The sequence below is a fragment of the Haloarchaeobius salinus genome, from assembly GCF_024464185.1.
GTDB lineage: Archaea > Halobacteriota > Halobacteria > Halobacteriales > Natrialbaceae > Haloarchaeobius > Haloarchaeobius salinus.
The window spans coordinates 166,941-187,871 of sequence record NZ_JANHAU010000002.1 but is presented as its reverse complement, the minus strand read 5'-3'; the positions used below and the strand labels follow the sequence as shown (position 1 = coordinate 187,871).

Below are 20,931 nucleotides of genomic sequence, written 5' to 3'. Positions count from 1 at the left end.
TTCTCACCGTCGGAGTGCCTACTCCCGAGTGATGAGTACCGACGCCGCCGAGACGGACGACGCGCTCGCCGAACGGGTAGAGCAGTGGCTGGCGCGCGAGATGCCGATCATCCAGATGCACGGCGGGACCAGTTCCGTCCGGCGGGCAGACCCGGAGACCGGCGAGGTCGTCGTCGAACTCGGCGGCGGCTGTTCGGGCTGTGGCGTCGCCGACATCACCACGGGCAACATCGAGGCGGAGCTGCTGAAGTGGCCCGAGATCGAGGACGTGACCGTTCGGGTGCCCGAGAGCGGCGAGTCACTCGGCGTCGAGCAGGCGGAGTCCATCATGGGGGTCGACCGGACCGAGGGCGGCCGCGGCGACTGGGGCTCCTCGAACCCCGGGAAGGACCACCTCTGAACGAGGGCATCGCTGGCGGTTCAGGCGGACAGGCGGTGCGTCGGCTCCCGCGCGGGGGCGCACCGCACACCCGCCCAGACCACCGCGCGGCCGAGTCGTGGCTGACGCTGGCTCTGGGCGCGGCTTCGGAGATAAACGCTGGTTCCGCTCAGTCGCGGCCGAGCTTCTCGCGGCTGATCTTCACGCCGGTCGGCGTGACGATGAGCTGGTCGTCGCCCTTCTGGACGATGTCGCCGTCGACCTCCTGGGCGACCTGTCTGAGCTCGTCGACGATGTGCTCGACCGTCCTGTCCTCCGTTCGCAGGCGGGTGATGTCGGCGATGACGAGGTCGCCGTCGTAGACGGCGTCTTTGATGTCGATAGCGTCGGCCTGTCCAGCGACCTCGGCGATGTGTACCTCCATCGCCGCGTCGCCCGAGACCGTATCGAAGTCGTCGAGGTCGAGTTCGAGATAGTCCTCGGTGCTGTGAGAGTTGTTCCCGCCGAGGATCTTGCTCATGAGGCCCATGGGTGTCTACCTACGGTGGCGAGCGTTTAGTTCTTACGTCAGACGGGGTGACGAGCCGCGGCGACGGTTCCGAGACGTTCGGACGCTGAGCCGAGTTCACTTGCGAGCACCCCGGCATCGTGGACGAATCACCAAAGATATCTAAAATTGTGTCCAGGAACAGTTAATTATATAACCCATGATGCATGACATCTGTCCGCATGGTCAGAGACACCAATGGAGTTTCCCGACGGCGATTGCTGAAAGGAGCAGGTGCAGGACTGGCGGCGACGACGATGGCGGGCGAGGTCGTCGCCGGCGAGGGTGCACAGGACGTGATCGTGGGCGTGTCGGACGATCACGGGCTCCAGACGGCGAAAGAGCAGGCGTCGTCGGTCAGACACGAGTTCGACTTCGACGACATCGGGCAGGCCGTCGCGGGACGGTTCCCCGCCGAAGCCATCGAGGGGCTCCGGAACAACCCGCACGTCCGGTACGTCGAGGACGACGGCGAGTACCACGCGCTCGCTCAGACGCTTCCGTGGGGCGTCGACCGGGTCGACGCCGACGCACTACACAGCAACGGTGACACCGGCGACGGAGTCGACGTCGCCATCCTCGACACGGGCATCGACAGCGACCATCCAGACCTGGCCGACAACGTCCAGGGCGGGAAGTGCTTCACCGACAACTGCTGTGGCGAGGCCGGCGGTGGCGGTGGCCCGTTCGGCTGTGACACGAACAGCAACGACTGTCCCAACGCCTGGGACGACGACAACGACCACGGGACACACTGCGCCGGCATCGCCGACGCGGTGAACAACACCGAGGGCGTCATCGGCGTCTCGACACAGGCGAACCTCTGGGCCGGGAAGGTGCTCGACGGCTGTGGCTCGGGGTCGCTCTCGGCCATCGCGGCCGGCATCGAGTGGGCCGCCGACCAGGGCTTCGACGTGGCTTCGATGTCGCTCGGGGCGTCCTCGGGCGACCAGACGCTCCAGGACGCGGTACAGTACGCCGCGAACCAGGGTCTGCTTATGGTCGCCGCGGCGGGCAACGACGGCCCCTGTTCGGACTGCGTTGGCTACCCCGCGGCGTACCCCGAGGTCGTCGCGGTCTCCTCGACGGCCGACGACGACAGCCTCTCGGACTTCTCGTCGACCGGTCCGGAGGTCGAGCTCGCCGCACCGGGCACCGACATATACTCGTCGGTCCCGAGCGGCTACGCGACGTTCTCGGGCACCTCGATGGCGTGTCCGCACGTCTCCGGCGCGGCCGCACAGGTGATGGCGACGGGCGCGACCGCCTCCGAGGCCCGCACGATTCTCCAGGACAGCGCCGAGGACATCGGGCTCGGCGACAACGAGCAGGGCTACGGGCTTCTCGACGCCGAGAACGCCGTCGCTGCCGCCGGCGGTGGGGGCGGGGGCGACGACACCGCACCCAGCGTCTCCTGGGCGACCCCGACGGACGGCGACACGGTCAGCGACACGGTGACGGTCCAGATCAGCGCGTCCGATAGCGAGGACGCCGACGACTCGCTGAACGTGACCTACACCGTCGACGGCGGCACGGCACGGAGCGCCGCCTACAACGCCGATACCGGCTACTACGAGGACTCGTGGGACACCACCGGCGTCTCCGACGGCGACAACACGCTGGCGGCGTCGGCGACCGACTCGGCGGGCAACACGAGCACGTCGAGCATCACGGTTACCACGGACAACGGCGGCGACGGCGGCGACACCGCACCCGCCATCGACGGGTTCTCCGTCGCGAACAACAGCAACGGCGGCTGGGCGCGCTTCGACGTGGACTGGGCGGTCTCCGACGCCGACGGCGACCTCGCGTCGGTCGACCTCACCCTCGACCAGAACGGCACCGCCGACTCGGCGAGCATCGGCGTGAGCGGCTCCAGTGCCTCCGGTTCGGCCCGTCTGGAGGACAAGAAGGGCTCGGGCGACTACGACATCACGCTGACCGTGACCGACGCGGCCGGCAACACGACGAGCCAGACGAAGACCGTCACGGCCTGACGGCTCCGTAACGGGTGCGGTCACGGACGCGACCGCGCATCGACTTCCGGCACACCGGCTTTTTTGCTCGGCTCGACCCTGCACCCTGCTATGACGTTCAGCATCTGCGTCCACGAGACGTACACCGACGACGAGGGGGACCAGCAGGACCGCTTCGGCGTCGCCGTGACGACTCGACTCCCGGGCGTCGGGACGCTCTGTCCGTTCGCCAGCGAGTCCGGCGCGGTCGCGACACAGAGCCTCGTCAACGTCGAACTCGGCCGGAAGGGCATCGAGTACCTCGACGACGGACTGGCGGTCGAAGACGCCCTGCAGTCGCTCCTGAACGCCGACGAGGGGGCAGAGAGCCGCCAGCTCCACGGCGTCGACGCCGAGGGGACGTTCGTCTTCTCCGGCGGGGAGTGCAAGGACTGGTACGGCCACGTCGAGGGCGAGAACTACACCGTCGCGGGCAACCTGCTGACCGGCGAGGCGGTCGTCGAGTCGGTCGCCGAGGAGTACGAGTCGAGCCGGGACGAGGACCGCCCGCTCGCCGAGCGGCTCGTCGACGCGCTCGCGGCGGGCCACGAGCAGGGCGGCGACAAACGGGAGGAGCTGCACGTCCAGAGCGCGGCGCTCCTCGTCGAGTCGACCGAGGAGCGCGTCGTCGACCCGTACTACGAGGACCTGCGTGTGGACGCGACGGAGACGCCCATCGCGGACCTACGCGAGACGTACGAGCACGCCGTCGAGGGCTACGAGATGGCGATGGAGCTGTACGAGGACGCCTACGACGAGGACGGGATGGACCCGGTGGACGGGGACGACGAGTCAGCCTGAGAACTCGAAGAGGTCGTCGCCGACGTGGTGGATGGACTCGACGACCTTGCCGGAGTCGCCGACCATGTCGTCGCCGTCGGCCCTCGCGCGGCCGACCGCGAGCACCTTGCCGTGGGTCTCCTCGGCGATGACGACGAGGTCGCCCGGCGCGATGTCGGGGTCTGCCTCGACGATACCGGGGCGCATCACGTCCGCGCCGTCGGAGACGAACGAGATAGCGCCGGCGTCGACGGTGACGACGCGGCGGGTCGGCTCGGTCGCGTTCGCACCCACGACGGTGAGGAACGGTTCGTCGTCGACGTAGAAGACGTGGGGCTCGCCGTCGACGAGGACGACGTCGAACTCGCTGTCCTCGAACTCGACCAGTTCGTACGTGTCGCCATCGAGGTCGACGCCCAGTGCGTCCGCCACGGCGGTCTCGACGTCCCTGACGTCGTCGCTGCGGAGATGGTGTCGGGACTTCACCTGCATACCCGAACCGTCCACGGGGAACCGCATAAACCGGTCGTTCTCCCGGAGCCGTCCCGACAGCCGCCCGCACTTAAACTGGGTGAGAAACTCGCGGCAACGTCTTTATACGGGCCCACCGTTGGCCAAACCATGTGGGGTGCCCGGCGAGACGGCGACGATGGCCCCGTGACGTGCATCGCGTGCGGCGACGAGGTCCCTCGCGACGACGCCCGCGAGTACGACAAACACGGAAACAGGTGGGAGCGCACGGACAAGGAGTTCGAGTACCTCTGCAAGCCCTGCGACCGGACGTGCTGTCACCAGCCACGGAAGGGGCTGGAGTCCATGCTCGTCGACCTCGGTGCCGGCGAGGTCCCACGGGAGGAGTTCCTCGCCCGCTTCCACGACGCCACCGTCGAGGCACGGGAGCACTCGGACTGAGAGACCGGCCCGCGACGCGGACGCCCCGATACGTTTTCCCGTCCCCCCCTCGTAGCCCGGCCCATGACCGACGACGCCAGCGCGCAGGCCGCCGCGGGCACCGCCGAAGGCCAGGGCCCCGTCGAGATCGACGAGGAGCTCGCGCGCCATCTGGAGAACAAACGAGAGGAGCTGTTCGAGAAGTTCGAGATCGCCGACGCGTTCCCGCCCGAGGTGCTGGAGGAAGCAGAAGAACGCACCGAAGGCGTCCAGCAGGAGATACAGGACGAACTGGACGAACGCGAGGACCTCCGTGACCTGACGACGTGGACCACCGACCCGGTCGACGCACAGGACTTCGACGACGCCATCTCCATCCGGGAGAACGAGGAGACGTTCACGCTATGGGTCCACATCGCCGACGTGACCCACTACGTCCACCCCGAGAGCGCGATGTGGGCGGAGGCCGTCGAGCGCGGCAACACCGTCTACCTCCCGGCGTACACCATCCACATGCTGCCGCCGACGCTCGCGGAGACCGTCTGCTCGCTCGTCCCCGAGGAGGACCGGCTGGCCCACACCGTCGAGATGGAGCTCGACAAGGAGCACCTGAGCTACGAGTCCATCGACATCTACAAGTCCGTCATCCACTCGAACGAACGCCTCACCTACACCCAGACCGAGGACCGACTCGACGACGAGGACGCCGATCTGCACGACGAGATCTCGCTTGTGTTCGAGGTGGCCGACCGGATGCACGAGCAGCGCAAGGAGGACGGCTCGCTCGTGCTCAACCCGCGCCGCGACCGCGCCCACACCATCATCGAGGAGTGCATGCTGAAGGCGAACAAGGCGGTGACCCACGAGCTGATGTGGAACCGCGGCGTCGAGGCGATGTACCGCGTCCACCCGCAGCCGACCCCGGACGAGTGGGACAAGGCCCTCGTCGAGATCCAGGAGTTGGACGGCGTCTCGATCCCGGGCGACTCCTGGGACGACCCCCGGAAGGCCGTCAACGCGACGCTCGAACAGGCACCCGGCCGCCAGCTCGGCAAGATCCAGTGGGCCGTGATGAAGGTGATGCCCCGTGCGAAGTACATGTCCGACCCCTTCGGCGGTCACCACGCCCTCAACTTCGACATCTACGGCCACTTCACGAGCCCCATCCGGCGGCTCTCCGACCTCATCAACCACTGGATCGTCTACACGAACGACGTGCCGGAGGACCTCGCGGCGCTCTGTTCGCGCGCCTCGGACAAGCAGAAGGCCGCCGAGCAGTGCGAGCGCGAGTACAAGGGGTTCCTCCAGGAGGTCGGCCTCGACCCCGACGCCGTCAACAACCGCGGCATCGAGGTCGTCGACGACCCCGACGACGAGGAGTGAACACCGCCCCCAGCACCGACGGGACAACGTGGTGACAGCATCGGCGTCATTTCTATCCTCGCTGCCGTCGTACCTGCCCGTATGTACCGCATCGTACTCCCCGAAGGTGTCATCGAGTGCGACGACTACGAGCACGTCGACCACGGTATCGAGTGCTACATCGACGGCACGTTCGCCGCGTTCGTCCCCTACGAGAACTGCTACGCGCTCGTCGACGAGGATATCGTCGACCAGGACGAGCGCTCCGTCTGGTAGCCGGCACGCTCCTCAGGCGGTCGGTGGCTGACCGGCGAGCACCGTCCGCCGGACCGTGACGTACGCGACCCCGGCCGCGACGAGAACACACGCCGGCAGCCCGAACACGAGCACCGCGATCCCGAGCTCGCCCACACCGAACACGACGGCTGCGGTCCCGAGCAGCACGACGGCACCGGAGGTAGCGACGGCCACGACCGCCGCCCGGTACGCCGCCACGACGCCGATGTCGAGGTCGCCCGCCCGACGGTGGTCACGGTAGCGTAGCATCGCCACCGTCGCGAGGAAGGCGGTCAGGCCGACGGTGATGGCGACGGGGACGCCGACGATCAACGACGGCCAGATGTGCGGGTCGAGGACAGCGGTGACCGCGACCCCGGCGACGAGGAAGGCGAGCAGTCCGACGGCGAGACCGACGAGAGTCTTCGAGAGTGTTCTCATACCCATAGATACGCGCTCTCGGGCGATATACCCGTATTCTGCTTCCCGGCGGGCGGGAACGAACCCACCACAACCATCATGCGAACGACTACCGTAGCTGTCCGGTATGGGTGCGTTCTCCTCGCTGTTCGCCCGGACGCCGAACCAGCTCCGCTCGCGGGCCATCGTCAAGACGCTGCTGTACCGCGTGCTCATGGTCGCCATCACCGTCGTCGTCGCCTTCGCCGTCACCGACGACGTGCTGGCCTCGGTGAACATCGGACTGGTGACCAACGTCGTCAAGACCGGGACGTACTACGGGTACGAGCGCCTCTGGGACCGCATCGCCTAGGGTGTCTGAACCGGCAGACGCACGGCTCGACGGGTGTGCAGCGTCCCCGAGAATGCTTCACTACGAGCCCTTGTCGCGAGAAGTACTTAAAGAGACGAGCACGCCTCTCCGGCGACGACGCCGTCGTCGAACTGCCGCTGGACGGGCCCGCCGGCATCCACCCGTGCGGCGACACCGACCTGTGGGGGACTGAACGGGCTTCGTCGGGGACACCAGCATCCACACGTCCCAGCCTCGCTTTAAGTGCTTCTCGCGACAAGGGCTCGTAGTGAGGCATTCTACAGGGACCTGGACCCACGAGCGACAGCGTTCTCACGGGGTGAACTCGCGGAGCTGCGTGGCTCGCTGTGTAGTCCGTCGAGAATCGCAGTGGACTTGCTGGGATTTGAACCCAGGGCCTCTTCCTTGCGAAGGAAGCGATCTACCGCTGATCTACAAGCCCGCGAACGCATCCAATGCTTGCCCGTGGTGCGTATTAGTACCTTTCCTTTCGGGTGCCGGACGGGGCAGAGCGTGACACGGCGAGCAGGTTGACGCGGCCGGCGGCGACGCCGACGAGGAAGCCGGTGAAGTGCGCGAGCAGCGCGACGCCGGGAGCGCCGGTCGCGACGGTGACCACGAGCGCGACGACGAGGAAGACGCCGTACTCGGCCCACGTCGGGATGTCGAGGTTCCGGAGCAGACCGTCGGTCAGTCGGTTCCCGCCGAGGACGTAGCCGTACAGTGCGAACACGGCACCGCTCGCGCCGAGGACGCCGGGGGCGTCGGTCAGGAGAACCTGAACGAAGCCGGCGAACGCGCCGGTACAGACGAAAAAGAGGTGGAACCGCAACCGGGTCGTGTACCGTTCGAGGATGAACCCGACGAGCACGAGCGCGACGGCGTTCGACAGGAGGTGACCGAGGCCGGCATGCGCGTAGACGCTCGTGACGAACGTCCACGGCTGCGAGACGGGTGAGTCGAGGACGAACAGGAAGGCGTAGACGGGTCGCCACGCGCCGAAAATCCCGAAGAGACCCACCACGAGCTGCTGGAAGGCGAAGACCACCGCGAAGACGACGAGCGTGTCGAGGGTCGGGCTCCCGCGGGACATAAATTCAGTGGAGTCCTGTAGCCACTAAACTGAGGGGGTCGACCGCGCGTCGACCGACGGCGCTGCGCGAGAGAGAGAAGCCGTCGGCAGCGTCCTCAGTCCTCGAGGACGATCTCGATGCTGACGTCGTTCGGCACCTGAATCCGCATCAGCTGACGAAGCGCACGTTCGTCGGCGTCGAGGTCGATCAGGCGCTTGTGGACGCGCATCTCCCAGTGCTCCCAGGTCGCGGTCCCCTCGCCGTCGGGGGACTTGCGAGTCGGGATCTCCAGCGTCTTGGTCGGGAGCGGAATCGGTCCCGACAGCGAGACGCCGGTCTTGTTCGCGATCTCGCGAACGTCGTCGCAGATGTTGTCGAGGTCGTCGGGGCTGGTGCCCGCGAGACGGACGCGTGCCTGTTGCATCTGTTTACTTCTCGTTGACGCTCAGGACCTGACCGGCGGCGATGGTCTGGCCCATGTCACGCACCGCGAAGCTGCCGAGCTCGGAGATCTCGCCGGCCGGCTCGATGCTGAGGGGCTTCTGCGGGCGGACGGTGACCTTCGCCGCGTCGCCGGACTGGATGAAGTCGGGGTTCTCCTCCGCGACCTCGCCCGATGCCGGGTCGATCTTGGCGTCGAGGCTCTCGATGGTACACGCGACCTGTGCGGTGTGGGCGTGGAAGACCGGCGTGTAACCGGCCGTGATGACGCTCGGGTGCTGCATCACGACGATCTGTGCCTTGAACGTCTCGGCGACCGTCGGCGGGTCGTCGGCGGGGCCACAGACGTCGCCACGGCGGATGTCGTCCTTGCCGATGCCGCGGACGTTGAACCCGACGTTGTCGCCGGGCTCGGCCTTGGGGACCTCCTCGTGGTGCATCTCGATGGTCTTGACCTCGCCGCCCACGTCGCTGGGCTGGAAGGAGACCATGTCGCCCGTGTTCATCACGCCGGTCTCGATACGTCCGACGGGGACGGTACCGATACCGGAGATGGTGTAGACGTCCTGGATCGGCAGGCGGAGCGGCGCGTCCGTCGGCGGCTCCGGCTCCGGCAGGCTGTTGAGTGCCTCGAGGAGGATCTCGCCGTCGTACCAGTCCGTGTTCTCGGACCGCTCGGCGATGTTGTCGCCCTCGAAGGCGGAGATCGGGATGTACGTGGCGTCGTCGGACCGGAACTGGACCTGCTTGAGGAGCTTGTTGACCTCCTCCTTGACACCCTTGTACTTGTCCTCGTCGTAGTCGACGAGGTCCATCTTGTTGACGCCGATGATGAGCTCGCCGATACCCAGCGTGCGTGCCAGGAAGACGTGCTCTCGGGTCTGGGGCGCGACACCGTCGTCTGCGGCGACGACGAGCACCGCGTTGTCGGCCTGCGAGGCACCCGTGATCATGTTCTTGACGAAGTCACGGTGGCCCGGACAGTCGACGATGGTGAAGTAGTACTCGTCGGTGTCGAACTCCTGATGGGCGATGTCGATGGTGACACCACGCTCTCGCTCCTCGGCGAGGTTGTCCATGACGTAGGCGAACTCGAAGCCGCCCTTGCCCTTCTCTTCTGCTTCCTCTCGGTACTGCTCGATTACGTGCTCCGGGACGCTCCCCGTCTCGAAGAGGAGGCGTCCGACAAGTGTGCTCTTGCCGTGGTCGACGTGGCCGATGATGGCCAGGTTCTGGTGTGGTTTGTCGCTCATTGTTTTATCTCACGCGCAGAGGCGCTGTGTGGGAATCTTTCGGCAGAAACGGTTAAAACCATTTCGATACGGACTCCTGCCGACCGCGTCGCCGTCTTGCGGTTTGTGTCACACCGACACACGGTCCCCCGCTCACCGACGGCGATTCAACGGTCCAGCCGCGCGACGTCCGCGAGTACCGCACTCGCGGTCTCGTCGCCGCCAGCGCCGCGCCCGCGCAACGCGAGCGTGCCCGCGTGGTTCGTCTCCAGTTGGACGATGTTCTCGGTGCCACCCACGGCGAGTGGGCTCTCCATTGGGACGAGGCGTGGCCCGACGCGGATGCCGTCGGGCGTCGCCTCGCCGACGAGCCGGACCGTCCGGCCGTCCGCCTGTGCGAGCGAGAGCGCACTCGGCGGGATGTCGACGATACCGGACACCTCGGCGTCGGCGAGCGTGTACTCCTCGTCGCCGAGGACGTTCGCGAGGATGACGCACTTGAGGGCGGCGTCGGTCCCCTCGACGTCGAACGCCGGGTCCGCCTCGGCGACGCCGAGGTCCTGTGCCTCCGCGAGCACGTGCTCGTAGTCGAGTCCCTCGGCGGCCATCCGCGAGAGGATGAAGTTCGCCGTCCCGTTGAGCACGCCCCGGGCCGCCGTCACCTGGTCGGAGCCGTAGTCCGCGATGGTGCCGAGCACCGGGATCGCGCCGGCGACGGTCGCCTCGAACAGCACCTCGCCCTCGCTCTCGGCTTCGAGCCGGCGCACCTCGCCGTAGCGCTCCGCGACCGGTCCCTTGTTCGCGAGCACGACGTGTCGGTCCCGGTCGAGTGCCCCCCTGACGTGCGAGAACCCCGGCTCCGCGTCGTCGAGCGTCGTCGGCGTCGCCTCGACGAGTGCGTCGTACTCGGCCGCGAGCGCGTCCTCGGGGTCCGCGCCGCCGACGCTCCCCCGGGTCGACTTCCGCGAGAGCACCGCCTCCGGGTCGAGTCCGTCGGGGTCGATAGCTGCACCCGTGGAATCGGCGACCGCGGTGACCGTGTGACCGTACTCGCCAGCCAGGTCGACGACCGAGCGCCCGACAGCGCCGGCACCGACGACGGCCAGTCTCATCGCCCACCCTCCACGAGCGGCTCCACGACCTGCAGCCCCTTCCGGTCGGCCACGTCGCGGACGACCGACAGCACCTCGTCGACCTGTGGCGGGTCGACCGCGAGCCGGAGACGCGCGCTCGACTGCTCGTCCGTGCCGGCCGGCGCGTCGAGCGAGAAGTCCGTCACCGACGCGCCGCTGCAGCCCTCGACCGTCTCCAGCGTGTCCGAGAGGTCGGTCTCGACGAGGTGGCCGACGAGCAGCAGCGTCACCTCCTCGGCGTAGCCGTCCTCGCCCGCCTGTATCACCGTCACGCCCGCGTCGCGCAGCCCCGCCACGACGTCGTCGAACCGGCCCGGCGAACACTCCAGGTCCACCTCGACCGGGATGTTCCCCCGCGGTGTCAGGTTGCCGCGCTCGTGGAACACCGACAGGAGGTTGCCGCCGTTCTCCGCGATGGGCCGGAGGGCACGCATCAGCTCGCCGGGCTCGTCGACGAGCTCCAGACGGACCGTGTACGCGCGCCGCGTCTCGGCGACATCAGCCATCGCTCTCACCCGACACCGGGCGTCGTCGCTTCATGTCTACGCTGTTCGCCGGGGCGGACATAAGCCTTCAGCCACGTGCAAGTCTCACCACTGTCCCGCCGTCGTGACACGGTCACACCCCGCGACGGCCGGGTCCGGTGGCTTCTTGACCCGTCGCCCGAACCCTCGCGTATGTCCGTCGCTCGCCAGATGGTCGAGGTCGTGGTCGCGAGCGTGCTCGCCATCGCCGGCATCCTGCTAATCGCGCCCGTCGCGTCCGCCTCGTTGGCCCAGACCGTCGGTATCATCATCGCCTGTGGCTACTACTTCTCCCGGTACCCGTGGGGCTCGCGCCAGCCCGACCCCATCAACGACCGCATCGACGCCCTCTACGACCGCATCCTGCCGTTCTGAGTCGTCGCGCACTCGTACCCGGTCGTGGCGAACGTCGAGACGTCGCCGGCGTCCCCGATTCGAATCAGCAGCACGTAACACGACTCCTCGCCGAGTTCGGCCGTCCGAACCCGTTCCCTCTCGCCGCCGTCGACCGCGTACTCGACGGTGAGCCCGCCCGCGACCGCGTCGAACCCGCCCGTCAGCACTCGTCCCGTCACCTCGCCGTCCGACGCGGCATCGAGCGAAACCGTGCGTTCGTACACCGTCTCGCCGTCGTCGAGCACCGTCACCCGCACATCGTGGGCGCGGTCGTGGCTGTTGCGGAGCTCGACCGCGCCGAGGTTCGGAGGACTGTCGTCCTCGTCCGAACCGCCGAGACAGCCGCCGAGCAGCACGACGCTGGCCGGGACCGACCCGAGCAGTCGTCGCCTGGAGGGCAGACGTTCCATTGGTGACAGCACCGGGTCGTGCCTGATAAGCATCCGGCCTGAGTGAGCCTGCCGGGGTCGTTCTGGCCGTTGGTTTCCGAACCAGCCGGGTGGCGCGCGGCTGGCGGGTGTGCCGAGCGCCAGCGAGGCCACGAGCCATCCGCGCGAGGGATGAGCGAGGGAGCCTGCGACCGAGCGAAGAGGCTGGGGAGGCGTGAGGTGCGGTACGGTCGCGGCGGGCGGGACTGAAAGGGGCGAGCGTCTCGACGAACTTCGGCGAAGTAAGGACCGCAGGAACGAGGACCGCAACGAGCCGCAGGAGTCGAGACGCTCGGGGCTTTCTGGCTGTTCGTGGTTCAACCAGTTCCCGTGGCAAAATGCACTTTCTGGCTGTTGCGGTCTCCAGCGACACCAGTACCCCAGAAACCGACACCCAGTCTCGCCACTCCCGAACGGGTCGAAAGAACCGCAGAAGAAACTGAAAGAACGCGAAGCCTCAGTTCAGGTAGTCCGCGCCCTCGGGCAGCTCCAGCTTCATGCCCTTGCGCTCGCGGATCTCCATGATCTTGTCCTTCTGGAGCGAGTCGGACATGAACTCGAAGCCGGCGTTCTCGGTGTTCCACGAGGCGCGGCCCTCGGTCGCGGAGCGGATGTCCGAGGAGAAGCCGATCATCTCGTCGACGGGCGCGATGCCCTCGACGACCATGAGGTCGCCCTCCTGGTACATGTCGTCGACGCGGCCACGGCGGCCCTGGATCTCGCCGGAGGCCGCACCCATGTGCTCGTTGGGCACGTCGATGCGGACGTCCTGCATCGGCTCCAGCAGCGCGACGCCGGAGTGGATGAGGGCACGGTGGACGGCGTTCCGGACCGCCGGGATGACCTGTGCCGGACCGCGGTGGATGGTGTCCTCGTGCAGGCGGGCGTCCTTCAGGCGCAGGAGTGCGCCCTGGACGGGCTCCGCGGCGAGCGGGCCGTCCTCGAGGGCCTCCTCGAGCCCCTCGATGACGAGCTCCATCGTCTCGTTGAGGTGCTGGATACCCTTCGTGTCGTCGAGCAGGATGTTGGTGCCGTAGATGTGCTCGACGTTCTGGGAGGAGTCCTTGTCCATGCCGGCCTCCTGGAGGGCCTCGCGGCGCTCCTGCTCGGGCATGTCCATCGAGACCTCGCCGAGGCGGATCTTCTCGACGATATCCTCGCTCATCGGCTCGAGGGTGAGGTAGAACCGGTTGTGGCGGTTCGGCGAGATGCCCTCGACCTCCTCGGTCGCCTGGCGCGGTGCCTCGCGGTAGACGACGATGGGCTCACCGGTCGTGACCGGGATGCCCTGGTTACGCTCGATGCGCTGGGTGATGACCTCCAGGTGGAGCTCGCCCTGCCCGGAGATGAGGTGCTCGCCGGTGTCCTCGTTGATCTCGATCTGGATCGTCGGGTCCTCCTTGGAGACCTGACGCAGCGTCTCGATGAGCTTCGGCAGGTCGTCCATGCTCTTCGCCTCGACGGACTTCGTGATGACCGGCTCGGAGATGTGCTCGATGGACTCGAACGGGGTCATCTCCACGGAGGAGACGGTGGAGCCGGCGATGGCGTCGCGCAGACCGGTGACGGCCGCGATGTTGCCTGCCGGGACGTGTTCGACCTCCTCGCGCTCGCCGCCCATGTAGATACCGACGGACTGGACGCGGTTCTTGCCCGCGGTCCCGGAGACGTAGAGCTCCTGGCCCTTCTCGACGGTCCCGGAGAAGACGCGGCCGGTCGCGATCTCGCCGGCGTGGGGGTCCATCCCGATGTCGGTGACCATCAGGACGACCTCACCCTCGTCGTCGACGAGGCGCATCTGCTCTGCGATGTCGAGGTCGTCGTCGCCGCGCCAGATGCGCGGGACACGCCGGGGCTGGGCGTCGACGGGGTTCGGGAAGTGCTCGACGACCATGTCGAGGACGACGTTCGAGAGCGGCGTCTTCTCGTGGAGCTCCTGGCGCTGGTCGTTGCGCTCCATGTCGATGATGTCGCCGAAGTCGAGCCCGGTGCGCTGCATCGAGGTGACGGAGACGCCCCACATGTAGAGGGCGGAGCCGAACGCGACGGTGCCGTCCTCGACGGAGACGGTCCAGTCGTCGACGTCGTCCATGTCCTCGGTCATCCCGCGGATGAGCTCGTTCACGTCGGCGATGACCTTCTGGAGGCGCTCCTGCATCTCCTGGGGCCCCTCCTGAAGCTCGCTGATGAGGCGGTCGACCTTGTTGATGAACAGCGCCGGCTTCACGCCCTCGCGGAGGGCCTGCCGGACGACGGTCTCCGTCTGGGGCATCGCGCCCTCGACGGCGTCGACGACGACGAGCGCACCGTCGACCGCACGCATCGCGCGGGTGACGTCGCCACCGAAGTCGACGTGGCCGGGGGTGTCGATGAGGTTGATGAGGTGGTTCTGGTCGTCGTACTCGTGGGTCATCGAGACGTTCGCCGCGTCGATGGTGATCCCACGCTCCTGCTCGTCCTCCTCGGTGTCCATCATGAGCTTGGTCGCCTCGCCTTCGTCGGCGATCATGCCCGTGCCCGCGAGGAGGTTGTCTGTGAGCGTTGTCTTGCCGTGGTCGACGTGTGCGGCGATGGCGATGTTCCGGATCTGCTCCGGCTCGTCCATCAGTCGCTCGCACTCGTCGACGATCTTCTTGCGTCTACCCATTGATGCCTGATACCGGCACAAGGTTCAAAAGGGTAGTGTTTTCCGTCGGGGCGGAACCCCACGAATAGCCGGTCGTTGGCCCACGATTCGGACGTTCGTGCGACAACTGTACACACGGTCCACGACGGTGAAACGAACGGGCACCGGAACGGGACGGTCACGGCAACTCGTAACACAGCCGCAACGCTCATGCCCCTGAGAAACGTGATACTGGTGTACATGGAGGTTCGCGTGCAGGACGGCGGACCGACCGCCCCGTTTCTCAGCGCCAGGGACGTCTTCGAGACCGAGTGCGACCTCGACCTGCCGGTCCGGGTCCACGTCAGGGAGAACCCCGACGAGCGAACGTGGACGGGTCACTACGACGACCACCACGTCCTCAACATCTCGAAGCGGGCGGCCACGAGCGCGATGGCCCGCGAGCTCGCGCTCCACGAGTTCGCCCACATGGTCCGCTACGAGGAATCCCACCCGTCGCACACCCAGTCGACCGAGGAGGCGCTGTTCCTCGGACTCGCCGGCAACAGCGTCGAGCGCCACAAGGTCGCGCAGTGCTACCAGATCGCCAACCACATGAAGGACATCTACGCCGACGACATCACGATGCGCGTCGCCTCGGCCGACAAGCTGGTGTCCTTCCTCGAGTCCGGGCTCGCCGCCGCGGTCGCCGACCAGCCCAGGCCCTTCCGCGGCGGTCTCGTCCCCGCGAACCCCGGTTCCGACCCGGACATCACCGCGGTCAACGCCGCCTTCGCGCTCGCGCTCGTCGAGCGGCACGACCTCGCCGGCCCCGACCACCGGCTGTACGACCTCGCCGCCGCCGCCGCCAGTGATGCCCCCGACGTGGGCCTCGACCAGTTCAAGGAGCGGTTCGTCTCGCTCGTCGACGACCCGACCGAGAGCGAGTACCGCAAGGCGCTCGTCGACGTCACCCGCGCGTTCGCGCTGGGCGGACAGCAGGCCGCGGACTGAGGACCGCAGCGACCCGCGGGAGTCGAGCCGACGGGGGCGTCCTGGCTGTGTGTGGTCCCAGAGTGTCTCACTACCATCGGGGCTTCCTGGCTACCCGTGACAGAAGCGGTTCCCACGGCTGACGGTGCTTCCAGACCGTCCGATTCACCGAGTCGCAGACCCACCGACCAGTCAGCAGACCTTGCTGAGTGGGAGAGACTTATTACGCTGATATCGCTAGCGGTACGCGTGCCCTCGCCCTTCGACGTGTTGCAGGTCGACCGCGACGCCGACGAGGAGACGGTGCATCAGGCGTACCGGCGTCGGGTGAAGGAGGTCCACCCGGACCAGGGTGGGTCCGCGCGCGAGTTCCAGCTGGTGCAGTCGGCCTACGAGACCATCGTCGAGGGGACCGCGGAGAGCTGGTACGAGACGAACGGGACCGACGAGCCGGCGACCGCGGCGGAGTCCGCCCCGGAGCCGGACCCGAACGTGCACGTCGAGTACCTCGACTACGAGGCCGTCGTGGCGAACGGCTGGGAGCTCGGCGACGACGAGCTGTTCCGGAAGGCGCGGCGGGCGGGCCTCGACGACGACGCGTACGGGGAACTGACGGTCGAGCCCGGCGACTACCTGCTCGAGGCCGCCGAGGGCGCGGGGTTCGACTGGCCGTTCTCCTGTCGCGGCGGGGCGTGTGCGAACTGCGCGGTGCTGGTCGTCGGCGGCGAGCTGGAGATGACCGTCGACAACGTCCTCTCCGACGAGCTCGTCGCGCAGGGCATCCAGCTCTCCTGCATCGGGACGCCGGTGAGCGACGACCTGCAGGTGGTCTACAACGTGAAGGACCTGCCGGGGCTGGAGGAGCTCCAGCTGCCGTCGCGGACGAGCTGACTCGCTTCTCAGGGCCACAGGCCGAGCGTGACCGCCAGCCCCGCCGCCGCCAGCCCGACGCCGGCGAGCGAGACGACCGCGTCGGCAGGGGTGAACCGGAACGTCGGTGGCGTCGGCTGCCACGAGAAACAGCGTGCACGGAGCGCCAGCGTCAGGTGGTCGGCGCGCTCGAACGCCCGCGCGAGCCCGACGCGGCCGAGGCGTCCCAGCCGGTCGGTCACCGGGCGCTGGCCGCCGAGGCGGGCACGCATCGCGGTCCGGGTCGCGAGCAGGTCCCGGCGGAGCACCGGCAGGAACCGGGCGGTGAGCGCGACGCCGACGCCGAGCAGGCGACCGGGCTTCCCGGGGACGTACCGCTGGATGGTCGCCCGCGTCTCGCGGATTGGCGTCGTGCGGACGTACGCCGCGCCGACGAACAGCACGAGGGCGACCCGACCAACGTCGAGCGTCGGGGCGACCGCCCGCCCGGGGGTGAGTCGGGGTGGCGAGAGCGCGACGAGGTCGAGCGCCGGACCGCTGAACAGGAGCACGAACACGAACCAGTAGGTGCGGACGACGGTGACGGGCGAGGTGCGCGACGCGACGAGCGTGAGCCCCGCGACGACCGCCGTCGCGGCGAGCCAGCGCGGCGTCGGGCTCGCGAACGCGGCGAGGGCGAAGCCGAACTGGAACAGGAGCTTCGAGCGCGCGTCGAGGCGGTGGGCGAGCGTCCCGCCGGGCGTGTAGCGGATCATTCCGGGACGTCCACGGCCACGTCCGCCAGCGCATCGCGCACGGTCTCGGGTGGGCCGTCCGCGACGATGCGCCCGTCGTCGAGTGCGACGACGCGGTCCGCGATGGTGAACCACTCGCGCAGGTCGTGCGTGACGACGACGACACTCGCCCCGTCGGCGTGCAGGGCCTCGAGCCGGGATCGGACGGACTCGCGGCCGGTCGCGTCCAGCCCGGCGAGCGGTTCGTCGAGTATCAGGTGCGCAGGCTCCATGGCCAGCGCGCCGGCGATTGCGACCCGGGCCTCCTCGCCGCCGGAGAGCTCGTCGACGCGTTCGTCCTCGCGGCCGGCCATCCCGACGGCGTCGAGGGCGTCCGCGACCCGGGCGTCGACCGTCTCGCGGTCCAGACCGAGGTTCTCCGGCCCGAACGCCACGTCCGCGCCGACGGTCGCGGCGACGAGCTGGTCGCGGGGGTGCTGGAACACCATCCCGACGCGGGTCCGGGCGCGCACGAGGTCCTCGTGGACGGGCGTGCCGTCGACGAGCACCCGGCCGGCGTCGGGTTCGAGCAGGCCGTTGCACTGCCGGACGAGCGTCGTCTTCCCGCTGCCGTTCGCGCCGACGAGGAGGACGAACGCGCCGTCGTCGACGGTCGTCGACACGCCGTCGAGCACCTGCGTGTCGCCGTAGCTGTGCGAGAGGTTCTCGACGCGGATCATTCGGCGAGCGCGTCGAGTTGGCCGGACCGGACGACGCCCAGCGTCGCCGCGATCTTCAGCACGTCACCGGGCAGGAAGACGGCCGCCCCGACGACGACCGCCTCCGGCATCGTCACCGTCGGCCCCGACAGCCCGACGAACGGCACGTCGAGCGGGACCGCCATCGACGCCGACAGCGAGTACTCCGTCGTCTCCGCGAGCCAGGGCACCCCCAGCGCGTAGATGACGGCGATGCCGACGAACAGCGCGAGGGACTGCCGCCACGTCGGCACCGCCGACGGCCGCTCCGCGTCGAGCCCACCGTGGGCGACCAGCCCGATGACCACTGCCGCGACGACGTAGCCGACGAGGTAGCCGCCCGTCGGGCCGAGGGCGTAGCCGAGCCCCGCACCGCCGTCCGAGAACACCGGCACGCCGGCCGCGCCGGTGAGCAGGTACAGCAGCATCGAGAACCCGCCCCAGCGCGCGCCGAGCAACAGCCCGGCGGCGTACACCCCGAACGGCTGGAAGGACACCGGCGCGGGCAGCCCCGGCACGGGGATCGACACCTGTGCGAGCGCGGCGGTCAGCGCCGCGACGACCGCCGCCAGTGCGAGCCGCTCGACGGTCTCGTCGGCGACGAGGTCGACCGATTCGTGCGAGTCGGACATACGCCTCGAATGCCCGTCAACCGGTAATAGCGTACCGGTTTACGAACGGTGGAGAACCAGCGAACCGACAGCTCAGACCTGCCGCACGCGAACGAGTCGGTCGCCGTTCTCCTTGGGGAAGTCCCCCTCGGCGCGGCCGTCGCGGTTGCAGGTGATGAAGTAGAGGTCGCCGTCCGGCCCCTGCTCGACGTGACGGATGCGGCCGAACTCGTCCTCGAACAGGTGGTGCGAGGTGGCCACGTAGCCGTTGTCCATCCAGTCCGCATCGTGCCGCCGTCCGTTCGCCGCGGGCGGCAGGTCGGCGTCCGGCGGCGAGAGCGTGACGACGTTGATGCGCTGGCTGTGGAGCCCGCCGAGGAGCAGGCGGTTCTGCAGACCGGGGACGCTGTCGCCGGTGTAGAAGACGCCGCCGCTCGGGGCCCACGTGGACGTCCCCGTATGGGCGACAGGCCGGTTGTAGTCGCTGCCGGGGTACTCGTCGGCGGTCCGGGCCTCGGGCCAGCCGCCGTTCCAGCCGGGCGAGAGCAGGTTCACCTCGTCCTGGGCGGTCTGGCCGTGCTCGGCCGCGACCGGCGTCGCGTCCGGCAGCCACGTGATCGTCTGGGGGTTGCGGTGGCCCAGCGAGAAGATCCGCGCGTCGCCGCCCTCGGCGTTGCCGTCGACCGGGTCGCCCGAGGCCGTGACGCGGAGCACCTTCCCGCCGAGCGAGTCCATGTTCTGGCTGCGCGAGGCCGTCCCCGCGTCACCGGTCGTGATCCAGAGGTTCCCCTCCGGTCCGAACGCGATGCGGCCGCCGTCGTGGTACGTCTCACCCGGGATGCCCTCGACGATGGGCGTCACCGTCGACTGCGGGTCCTCGGCCGAGGCGTCGAACGACGAAACCTTGTTCTTGGCGGTGCCGTCCTCCTGATACGTGTAGTACGCGTACACCAGCGGCGGCTCCGGGTAGTCCGGGTGCGCCGCGACGCCGAGCAGGCCACCCTCCCCGCCCTCGACCCACCAGGTCTGCTCGCTCGGGTCGTCGATGGCCCCCGCGTCGATGGCCTCCTCGGGCTCGACCACGTCGACCACGTCGCCCGACTCGAACCGCCGGATGGTGCCGGTGCGTTCGGTCAGGAACAGCTCGTCCTCGCCCGTGAAGGAGATGTCCCACGGGATCTCGAGGTTCTCGACCAGTACCTCCGTCTCGTACTCGTAGTCGAGCGGCGAGTCCGTCGGCGCGTCCCAGTCCTCGTCGTACCGGGGCCACTCGGCGTCGTCGACCGTCGGGTCGTACGCCGACGTGGGTGGGTCGGTGGGTGTACCGTCGGTGCCGGTGACGTCCGAGAGACAGCCGGCCAGCCCGGCCGCCGCGGCCGCCGCGAGGAACTGGCGGCGGGATGGAGGGTTCGATGCCATACCACGTGCTATCGACAGGACAGGTAAATACTTCGTGCTATCCGACCGGCGAGCCGACGGCTCCGGACAGGTTGAGAACGGGAGATAGAGAGAACGTTAGCGTGCCGCGGCCGCGACGCGTTCCTTCTCTTCCTTCTGGCTGATGGCGTACGTCTGGACGTCGTAGTTCGCCGCGCCGACGAGCTGGTTGGCCAGCGCCTCGGCGGCGGACGTCGGCGTCTTGAACGAGTCCTTGTAGGTGCCGTCGGCCAGGAACAGCAGGGCCTGGTCGACGCGACGCTGCGGCGCGACGTCGACGGCCTTCGGGACCGAGATGCCACCGTACTTCAGGCGGACGGTCTCCTCGCGCGGGGCCGCGTTCTCGACGGCGGTGACGAGCACCTGGATGGGGTTCTCGTCGGTGCGCTCGTGGATCTGTTCGAAGCCCTCGCGGACGATCTGGATCGCCTTCTGCTTCTTGCCCGTGTTCTCCTCGGTCTGCATCAGGCGGTTGATGAGCCGCTCGACGATGGAGATCTCGGACTTCTTGAACTGCTTCGAGGAGTGCCGACCCATCGTGTGCGCGACCGGCGTCACCGAGATGTAGCGCTCGGTGGAGGGGTCGTTGTACTCGATATCGGTCACGTCCCACGTGCCGAACAGCTGGGCGCGTGCGCCCTCGTCGTCCGTGCCCGCCGGCTTGTCCGGCTCGGGTGTGTCTTCGGCAGACATGG

The 20,931-nt window shown here is 68.4% G+C and carries 25 protein-coding genes and 1 tRNA gene; 10 read left to right on the top strand and 16 right to left on the bottom strand.

Annotated features, from left to right (window positions below):
- Nucleotides 1-31 precede the first annotated feature (31 nt).
- A complete protein-coding gene (locus NO345_RS07510) occupies nt 32-400 on the top strand; it encodes a NifU family protein (protein WP_256297959.1) in 369 nt (122 codons plus the stop codon).
- 148 nt (nt 401-548) lie between these two features.
- On the opposite strand, the gene NO345_RS07505 is transcribed toward NO345_RS07510, so the two are convergent.
- Nucleotides 549-908: a cell division protein SepF gene (locus tag NO345_RS07505; protein ID WP_256297957.1), complete on the bottom strand. Its 360-nt coding sequence runs from the start codon at nt 906-908 to the stop codon at nt 549-551.
- Nucleotides 909-1,108: 200 nt separating this feature from the next.
- On the opposite strand from NO345_RS07505, the gene NO345_RS07500 reads away from it, so the two are divergent.
- A complete protein-coding gene (locus NO345_RS07500; RefSeq protein WP_256297955.1) occupies nt 1,109-2,923 on the top strand; it encodes a S8 family serine peptidase in 1,815 nt (604 codons plus the stop codon).
- 90 nt (nt 2,924-3,013) lie between these two features.
- Entirely contained in the window at nt 3,014-3,742 is a 729-nt protein-coding gene (locus NO345_RS07495; protein WP_256297953.1) for a DUF1028 domain-containing protein, read from the top strand.
- Here NO345_RS07495 and NO345_RS07490 read toward each other — a convergent pair.
- Nucleotides 3,734-4,213, bottom strand: coding sequence for an RNA-binding protein (locus tag NO345_RS07490; protein WP_256297951.1), 480 nt, complete (start codon nt 4,211-4,213; stop codon nt 3,734-3,736). The genes NO345_RS07495 and NO345_RS07490 overlap by 9 nt on opposite strands.
- Nucleotides 4,214-4,342: 129 nt before the next feature.
- Here NO345_RS07490 and NO345_RS07485 point away from each other — a divergent pair, with 129 nt between their 5' ends.
- The 3 genes from NO345_RS07485 to NO345_RS07475 all read left to right on the top strand — a co-directional run bounded on the left by NO345_RS07485 (nt 4,343) and on the right by NO345_RS07475 (nt 6,250).
- The gene (locus tag NO345_RS07485; RefSeq protein WP_256297949.1) at nt 4,343-4,633 is read left to right on the top strand and encodes a DUF7562 family protein; all 291 of its coding nucleotides are present in this window, start codon (nt 4,343-4,345) and stop codon (nt 4,631-4,633) included.
- Between the two features lie 63 nt (nt 4,634-4,696).
- Complete coding sequence (locus tag NO345_RS07480) at nt 4,697-5,995, top strand: RNB domain-containing ribonuclease (RefSeq protein ID WP_256297947.1); 1,299 nt, start codon at nt 4,697-4,699, stop codon at nt 5,993-5,995.
- A gap of 81 nt (nt 5,996-6,076) precedes the next feature.
- Nucleotides 6,077-6,250, top strand: a complete 174-nt coding sequence (locus tag NO345_RS07475; RefSeq protein WP_256297945.1) for a hypothetical protein — start codon at nt 6,077-6,079, stop codon at nt 6,248-6,250.
- A gap of 12 nt (nt 6,251-6,262) precedes the next feature.
- Here the strand turns inward: NO345_RS07475 and NO345_RS07470 are convergent, their stop codons facing one another.
- Nucleotides 6,263-6,691 (bottom strand): DUF8147 domain-containing protein, encoded by a 429-nt coding sequence (locus tag NO345_RS07470; RefSeq protein WP_256297943.1) that lies wholly within the window; start codon nt 6,689-6,691, stop codon nt 6,263-6,265.
- A 106-nt stretch (nt 6,692-6,797) separates the two neighbouring features.
- Between NO345_RS07470 and NO345_RS07465 the strand changes: the two genes are divergently transcribed.
- Nucleotides 6,798-7,022 carry a DUF2061 domain-containing protein gene (locus tag NO345_RS07465; RefSeq protein WP_256297941.1) on the top strand — a complete coding sequence of 75 codons (225 nt, stop codon included), beginning with the start codon at nt 6,798-6,800 and terminating at the stop codon, nt 7,020-7,022.
- 370 nt (nt 7,023-7,392) lie between these two features.
- Here NO345_RS07465 and NO345_RS07460 read toward each other — a convergent pair.
- From NO345_RS07460 to NO345_RS07435, 6 genes are all read right to left on the bottom strand, one after another.
- Nucleotides 7,393-7,464, bottom strand: a tRNA-Ala gene (locus NO345_RS07460).
- Nucleotides 7,465-7,497: 33 nt separating this feature from the next.
- Nucleotides 7,498-8,115 carry a rhomboid family intramembrane serine protease gene (locus tag NO345_RS07455; protein WP_256297939.1) on the bottom strand — a complete coding sequence of 206 codons (618 nt, stop codon included), beginning with the start codon at nt 8,113-8,115 and terminating at the stop codon, nt 7,498-7,500.
- Nucleotides 8,116-8,210: 95 nt separating this feature from the next.
- Nucleotides 8,211-8,519, bottom strand: coding sequence for a 30S ribosomal protein S10 (gene rpsJ, locus NO345_RS07450; protein WP_089733751.1), 309 nt, complete (start codon nt 8,517-8,519; stop codon nt 8,211-8,213).
- Nucleotides 8,520-8,523: 4 nt separating this feature from the next.
- Nucleotides 8,524-9,789, bottom strand: coding sequence for a translation elongation factor EF-1 subunit alpha (gene tuf, locus NO345_RS07445; protein WP_256297936.1), 1,266 nt, complete (start codon nt 9,787-9,789; stop codon nt 8,524-8,526).
- Nucleotides 9,790-9,935: 146 nt separating this feature from the next.
- Nucleotides 9,936-10,880, bottom strand: coding sequence for a homoserine dehydrogenase (locus NO345_RS07440; RefSeq protein WP_256297934.1), 945 nt, complete (start codon nt 10,878-10,880; stop codon nt 9,936-9,938).
- A complete protein-coding gene (locus NO345_RS07435; protein WP_256297932.1) occupies nt 10,877-11,407 on the bottom strand; it encodes an amino acid-binding protein in 531 nt (176 codons plus the stop codon). Before NO345_RS07435 ends, NO345_RS07440 begins: the two co-directional genes overlap by 4 nt.
- A gap of 171 nt (nt 11,408-11,578) precedes the next feature.
- Between NO345_RS07435 and NO345_RS07430 the strand changes: the two genes are divergently transcribed.
- On the top strand, nt 11,579-11,800 hold the full coding sequence (locus NO345_RS07430; protein ID WP_256297930.1) for a hypothetical protein: 222 nt from the start codon (nt 11,579-11,581) through the stop codon (nt 11,798-11,800).
- Here NO345_RS07430 and NO345_RS07425 read toward each other — a convergent pair.
- Entirely contained in the window at nt 11,776-12,231 is a 456-nt protein-coding gene (locus tag NO345_RS07425) for a hypothetical protein (protein ID WP_256297928.1), read from the bottom strand. The genes NO345_RS07430 and NO345_RS07425 overlap by 25 nt on opposite strands.
- Nucleotides 12,232-12,706: 475 nt before the next feature.
- On the bottom strand, nt 12,707-14,896 hold the full coding sequence (locus NO345_RS07420; RefSeq protein WP_256297926.1) for an elongation factor EF-2: 2,190 nt from the start codon (nt 14,894-14,896) through the stop codon (nt 12,707-12,709).
- A 219-nt stretch (nt 14,897-15,115) separates the two neighbouring features.
- Here NO345_RS07420 and NO345_RS07415 point away from each other — a divergent pair, with 219 nt between their 5' ends.
- Together NO345_RS07415 and fer are read left to right on the top strand one after the other, a co-directional pair.
- Nucleotides 15,116-15,868: a DUF5781 family protein gene (locus NO345_RS07415; RefSeq protein WP_256297924.1), complete on the top strand. Its 753-nt coding sequence runs from the start codon at nt 15,116-15,118 to the stop codon at nt 15,866-15,868.
- A gap of 228 nt (nt 15,869-16,096) precedes the next feature.
- Nucleotides 16,097-16,738, top strand: a complete 642-nt coding sequence (gene fer / locus NO345_RS07410) for a ferredoxin Fer (RefSeq protein WP_256297922.1) — start codon at nt 16,097-16,099, stop codon at nt 16,736-16,738.
- 8 nt (nt 16,739-16,746) lie between these two features.
- Here fer and NO345_RS07405 read toward each other — a convergent pair whose 3' ends face one another.
- The 5 genes from NO345_RS07405 to NO345_RS07385 form a co-directional block, all read right to left on the bottom strand.
- Complete coding sequence (locus tag NO345_RS07405; protein WP_256297920.1) at nt 16,747-17,472, bottom strand: energy-coupling factor transporter transmembrane component T family protein; 726 nt, start codon at nt 17,470-17,472, stop codon at nt 16,747-16,749.
- Nucleotides 17,469-18,170, bottom strand: coding sequence for an energy-coupling factor ABC transporter ATP-binding protein (locus NO345_RS07400; RefSeq protein WP_256297918.1), 702 nt, complete (start codon nt 18,168-18,170; stop codon nt 17,469-17,471). The genes NO345_RS07405 and NO345_RS07400 overlap by 4 nt, the downstream gene beginning before the upstream one ends.
- Nucleotides 18,167-18,820 (bottom strand): biotin transporter BioY, encoded by a 654-nt coding sequence (locus tag NO345_RS07395; protein WP_256297916.1) that lies wholly within the window; start codon nt 18,818-18,820, stop codon nt 18,167-18,169. Before NO345_RS07395 ends, NO345_RS07400 begins: the two co-directional genes overlap by 4 nt.
- 72 nt (nt 18,821-18,892) lie before the next feature.
- A complete protein-coding gene (locus NO345_RS07390) occupies nt 18,893-20,218 on the bottom strand; it encodes a PQQ-dependent sugar dehydrogenase (protein ID WP_256297914.1) in 1,326 nt (441 codons plus the stop codon).
- 96 nt (nt 20,219-20,314) lie between these two features.
- Nucleotides 20,315-20,929, bottom strand: a complete 615-nt coding sequence (locus NO345_RS07385; protein WP_256297912.1) for a 30S ribosomal protein S7 — start codon at nt 20,927-20,929, stop codon at nt 20,315-20,317.
- Nucleotides 20,930-20,931 lie beyond the last annotated feature (2 nt).

What these genes read in the sequence shown, in the direction of transcription:
- NO345_RS07510 (WP_256297959.1), top strand. Translation starts at nt 32, where the DNA reads ATGAGTACCGACGCCGCCGAGACGGACGACGCGCTCGCCGAACGGGTA.
- NO345_RS07505 (WP_256297957.1), bottom strand. Translation starts at nt 908, where the DNA reads ATGGGCCTCATGAGCAAGATCCTCGGCGGGAACAACTCTCACAGCACC.
- NO345_RS07500 (WP_256297955.1), top strand. Translation starts at nt 1,109, where the DNA reads ATGGTCAGAGACACCAATGGAGTTTCCCGACGGCGATTGCTGAAAGGA.
- NO345_RS07495 (WP_256297953.1), top strand. Translation starts at nt 3,014, where the DNA reads ATGACGTTCAGCATCTGCGTCCACGAGACGTACACCGACGACGAGGGG.
- NO345_RS07490 (WP_256297951.1), bottom strand. Translation starts at nt 4,213, where the DNA reads ATGCAGGTGAAGTCCCGACACCATCTCCGCAGCGACGACGTCAGGGAC.
- NO345_RS07485 (WP_256297949.1), top strand. Translation starts at nt 4,343, where the DNA reads ATGTGGGGTGCCCGGCGAGACGGCGACGATGGCCCCGTGACGTGCATC.
- NO345_RS07480 (WP_256297947.1), top strand. Translation starts at nt 4,697, where the DNA reads ATGACCGACGACGCCAGCGCGCAGGCCGCCGCGGGCACCGCCGAAGGC.
- NO345_RS07475 (WP_256297945.1), top strand. Translation starts at nt 6,077, where the DNA reads ATGTACCGCATCGTACTCCCCGAAGGTGTCATCGAGTGCGACGACTAC.
- NO345_RS07470 (WP_256297943.1), bottom strand. Translation starts at nt 6,691, where the DNA reads ATGAGAACACTCTCGAAGACTCTCGTCGGTCTCGCCGTCGGACTGCTC.
- NO345_RS07465 (WP_256297941.1), top strand. Translation starts at nt 6,798, where the DNA reads ATGGGTGCGTTCTCCTCGCTGTTCGCCCGGACGCCGAACCAGCTCCGC.
- NO345_RS07455 (WP_256297939.1), bottom strand. Translation starts at nt 8,115, where the DNA reads ATGTCCCGCGGGAGCCCGACCCTCGACACGCTCGTCGTCTTCGCGGTG.
- rpsJ (WP_089733751.1), bottom strand. Translation starts at nt 8,519, where the DNA reads ATGCAACAGGCACGCGTCCGTCTCGCGGGCACCAGCCCCGACGACCTC.
- tuf (WP_256297936.1), bottom strand. Translation starts at nt 9,789, where the DNA reads ATGAGCGACAAACCACACCAGAACCTGGCCATCATCGGCCACGTCGAC.
- NO345_RS07440 (WP_256297934.1), bottom strand. Translation starts at nt 10,880, where the DNA reads ATGAGACTGGCCGTCGTCGGTGCCGGCGCTGTCGGGCGCTCGGTCGTC.
- NO345_RS07435 (WP_256297932.1), bottom strand. Translation starts at nt 11,407, where the DNA reads ATGGCTGATGTCGCCGAGACGCGGCGCGCGTACACGGTCCGTCTGGAG.
- NO345_RS07430 (WP_256297930.1), top strand. Translation starts at nt 11,579, where the DNA reads ATGTCCGTCGCTCGCCAGATGGTCGAGGTCGTGGTCGCGAGCGTGCTC.
- NO345_RS07425 (WP_256297928.1), bottom strand. Translation starts at nt 12,231, where the DNA reads ATGGAACGTCTGCCCTCCAGGCGACGACTGCTCGGGTCGGTCCCGGCC.
- NO345_RS07420 (WP_256297926.1), bottom strand. Translation starts at nt 14,896, where the DNA reads ATGGGTAGACGCAAGAAGATCGTCGACGAGTGCGAGCGACTGATGGAC.
- NO345_RS07415 (WP_256297924.1), top strand. Translation starts at nt 15,116, where the DNA reads ATGGAGGTTCGCGTGCAGGACGGCGGACCGACCGCCCCGTTTCTCAGC.
- NO345_RS07405 (WP_256297920.1), bottom strand. Translation starts at nt 17,472, where the DNA reads ATGATCCGCTACACGCCCGGCGGGACGCTCGCCCACCGCCTCGACGCG.
- NO345_RS07400 (WP_256297918.1), bottom strand. Translation starts at nt 18,170, where the DNA reads ATGATCCGCGTCGAGAACCTCTCGCACAGCTACGGCGACACGCAGGTG.
- NO345_RS07395 (WP_256297916.1), bottom strand. Translation starts at nt 18,820, where the DNA reads ATGTCCGACTCGCACGAATCGGTCGACCTCGTCGCCGACGAGACCGTC.
- NO345_RS07390 (WP_256297914.1), bottom strand. Translation starts at nt 20,218, where the DNA reads ATGGCATCGAACCCTCCATCCCGCCGCCAGTTCCTCGCGGCGGCCGCG.
- NO345_RS07385 (WP_256297912.1), bottom strand. Translation starts at nt 20,929, where the DNA reads ATGTCTGCCGAAGACACACCCGAGCCGGACAAGCCGGCGGGCACGGAC.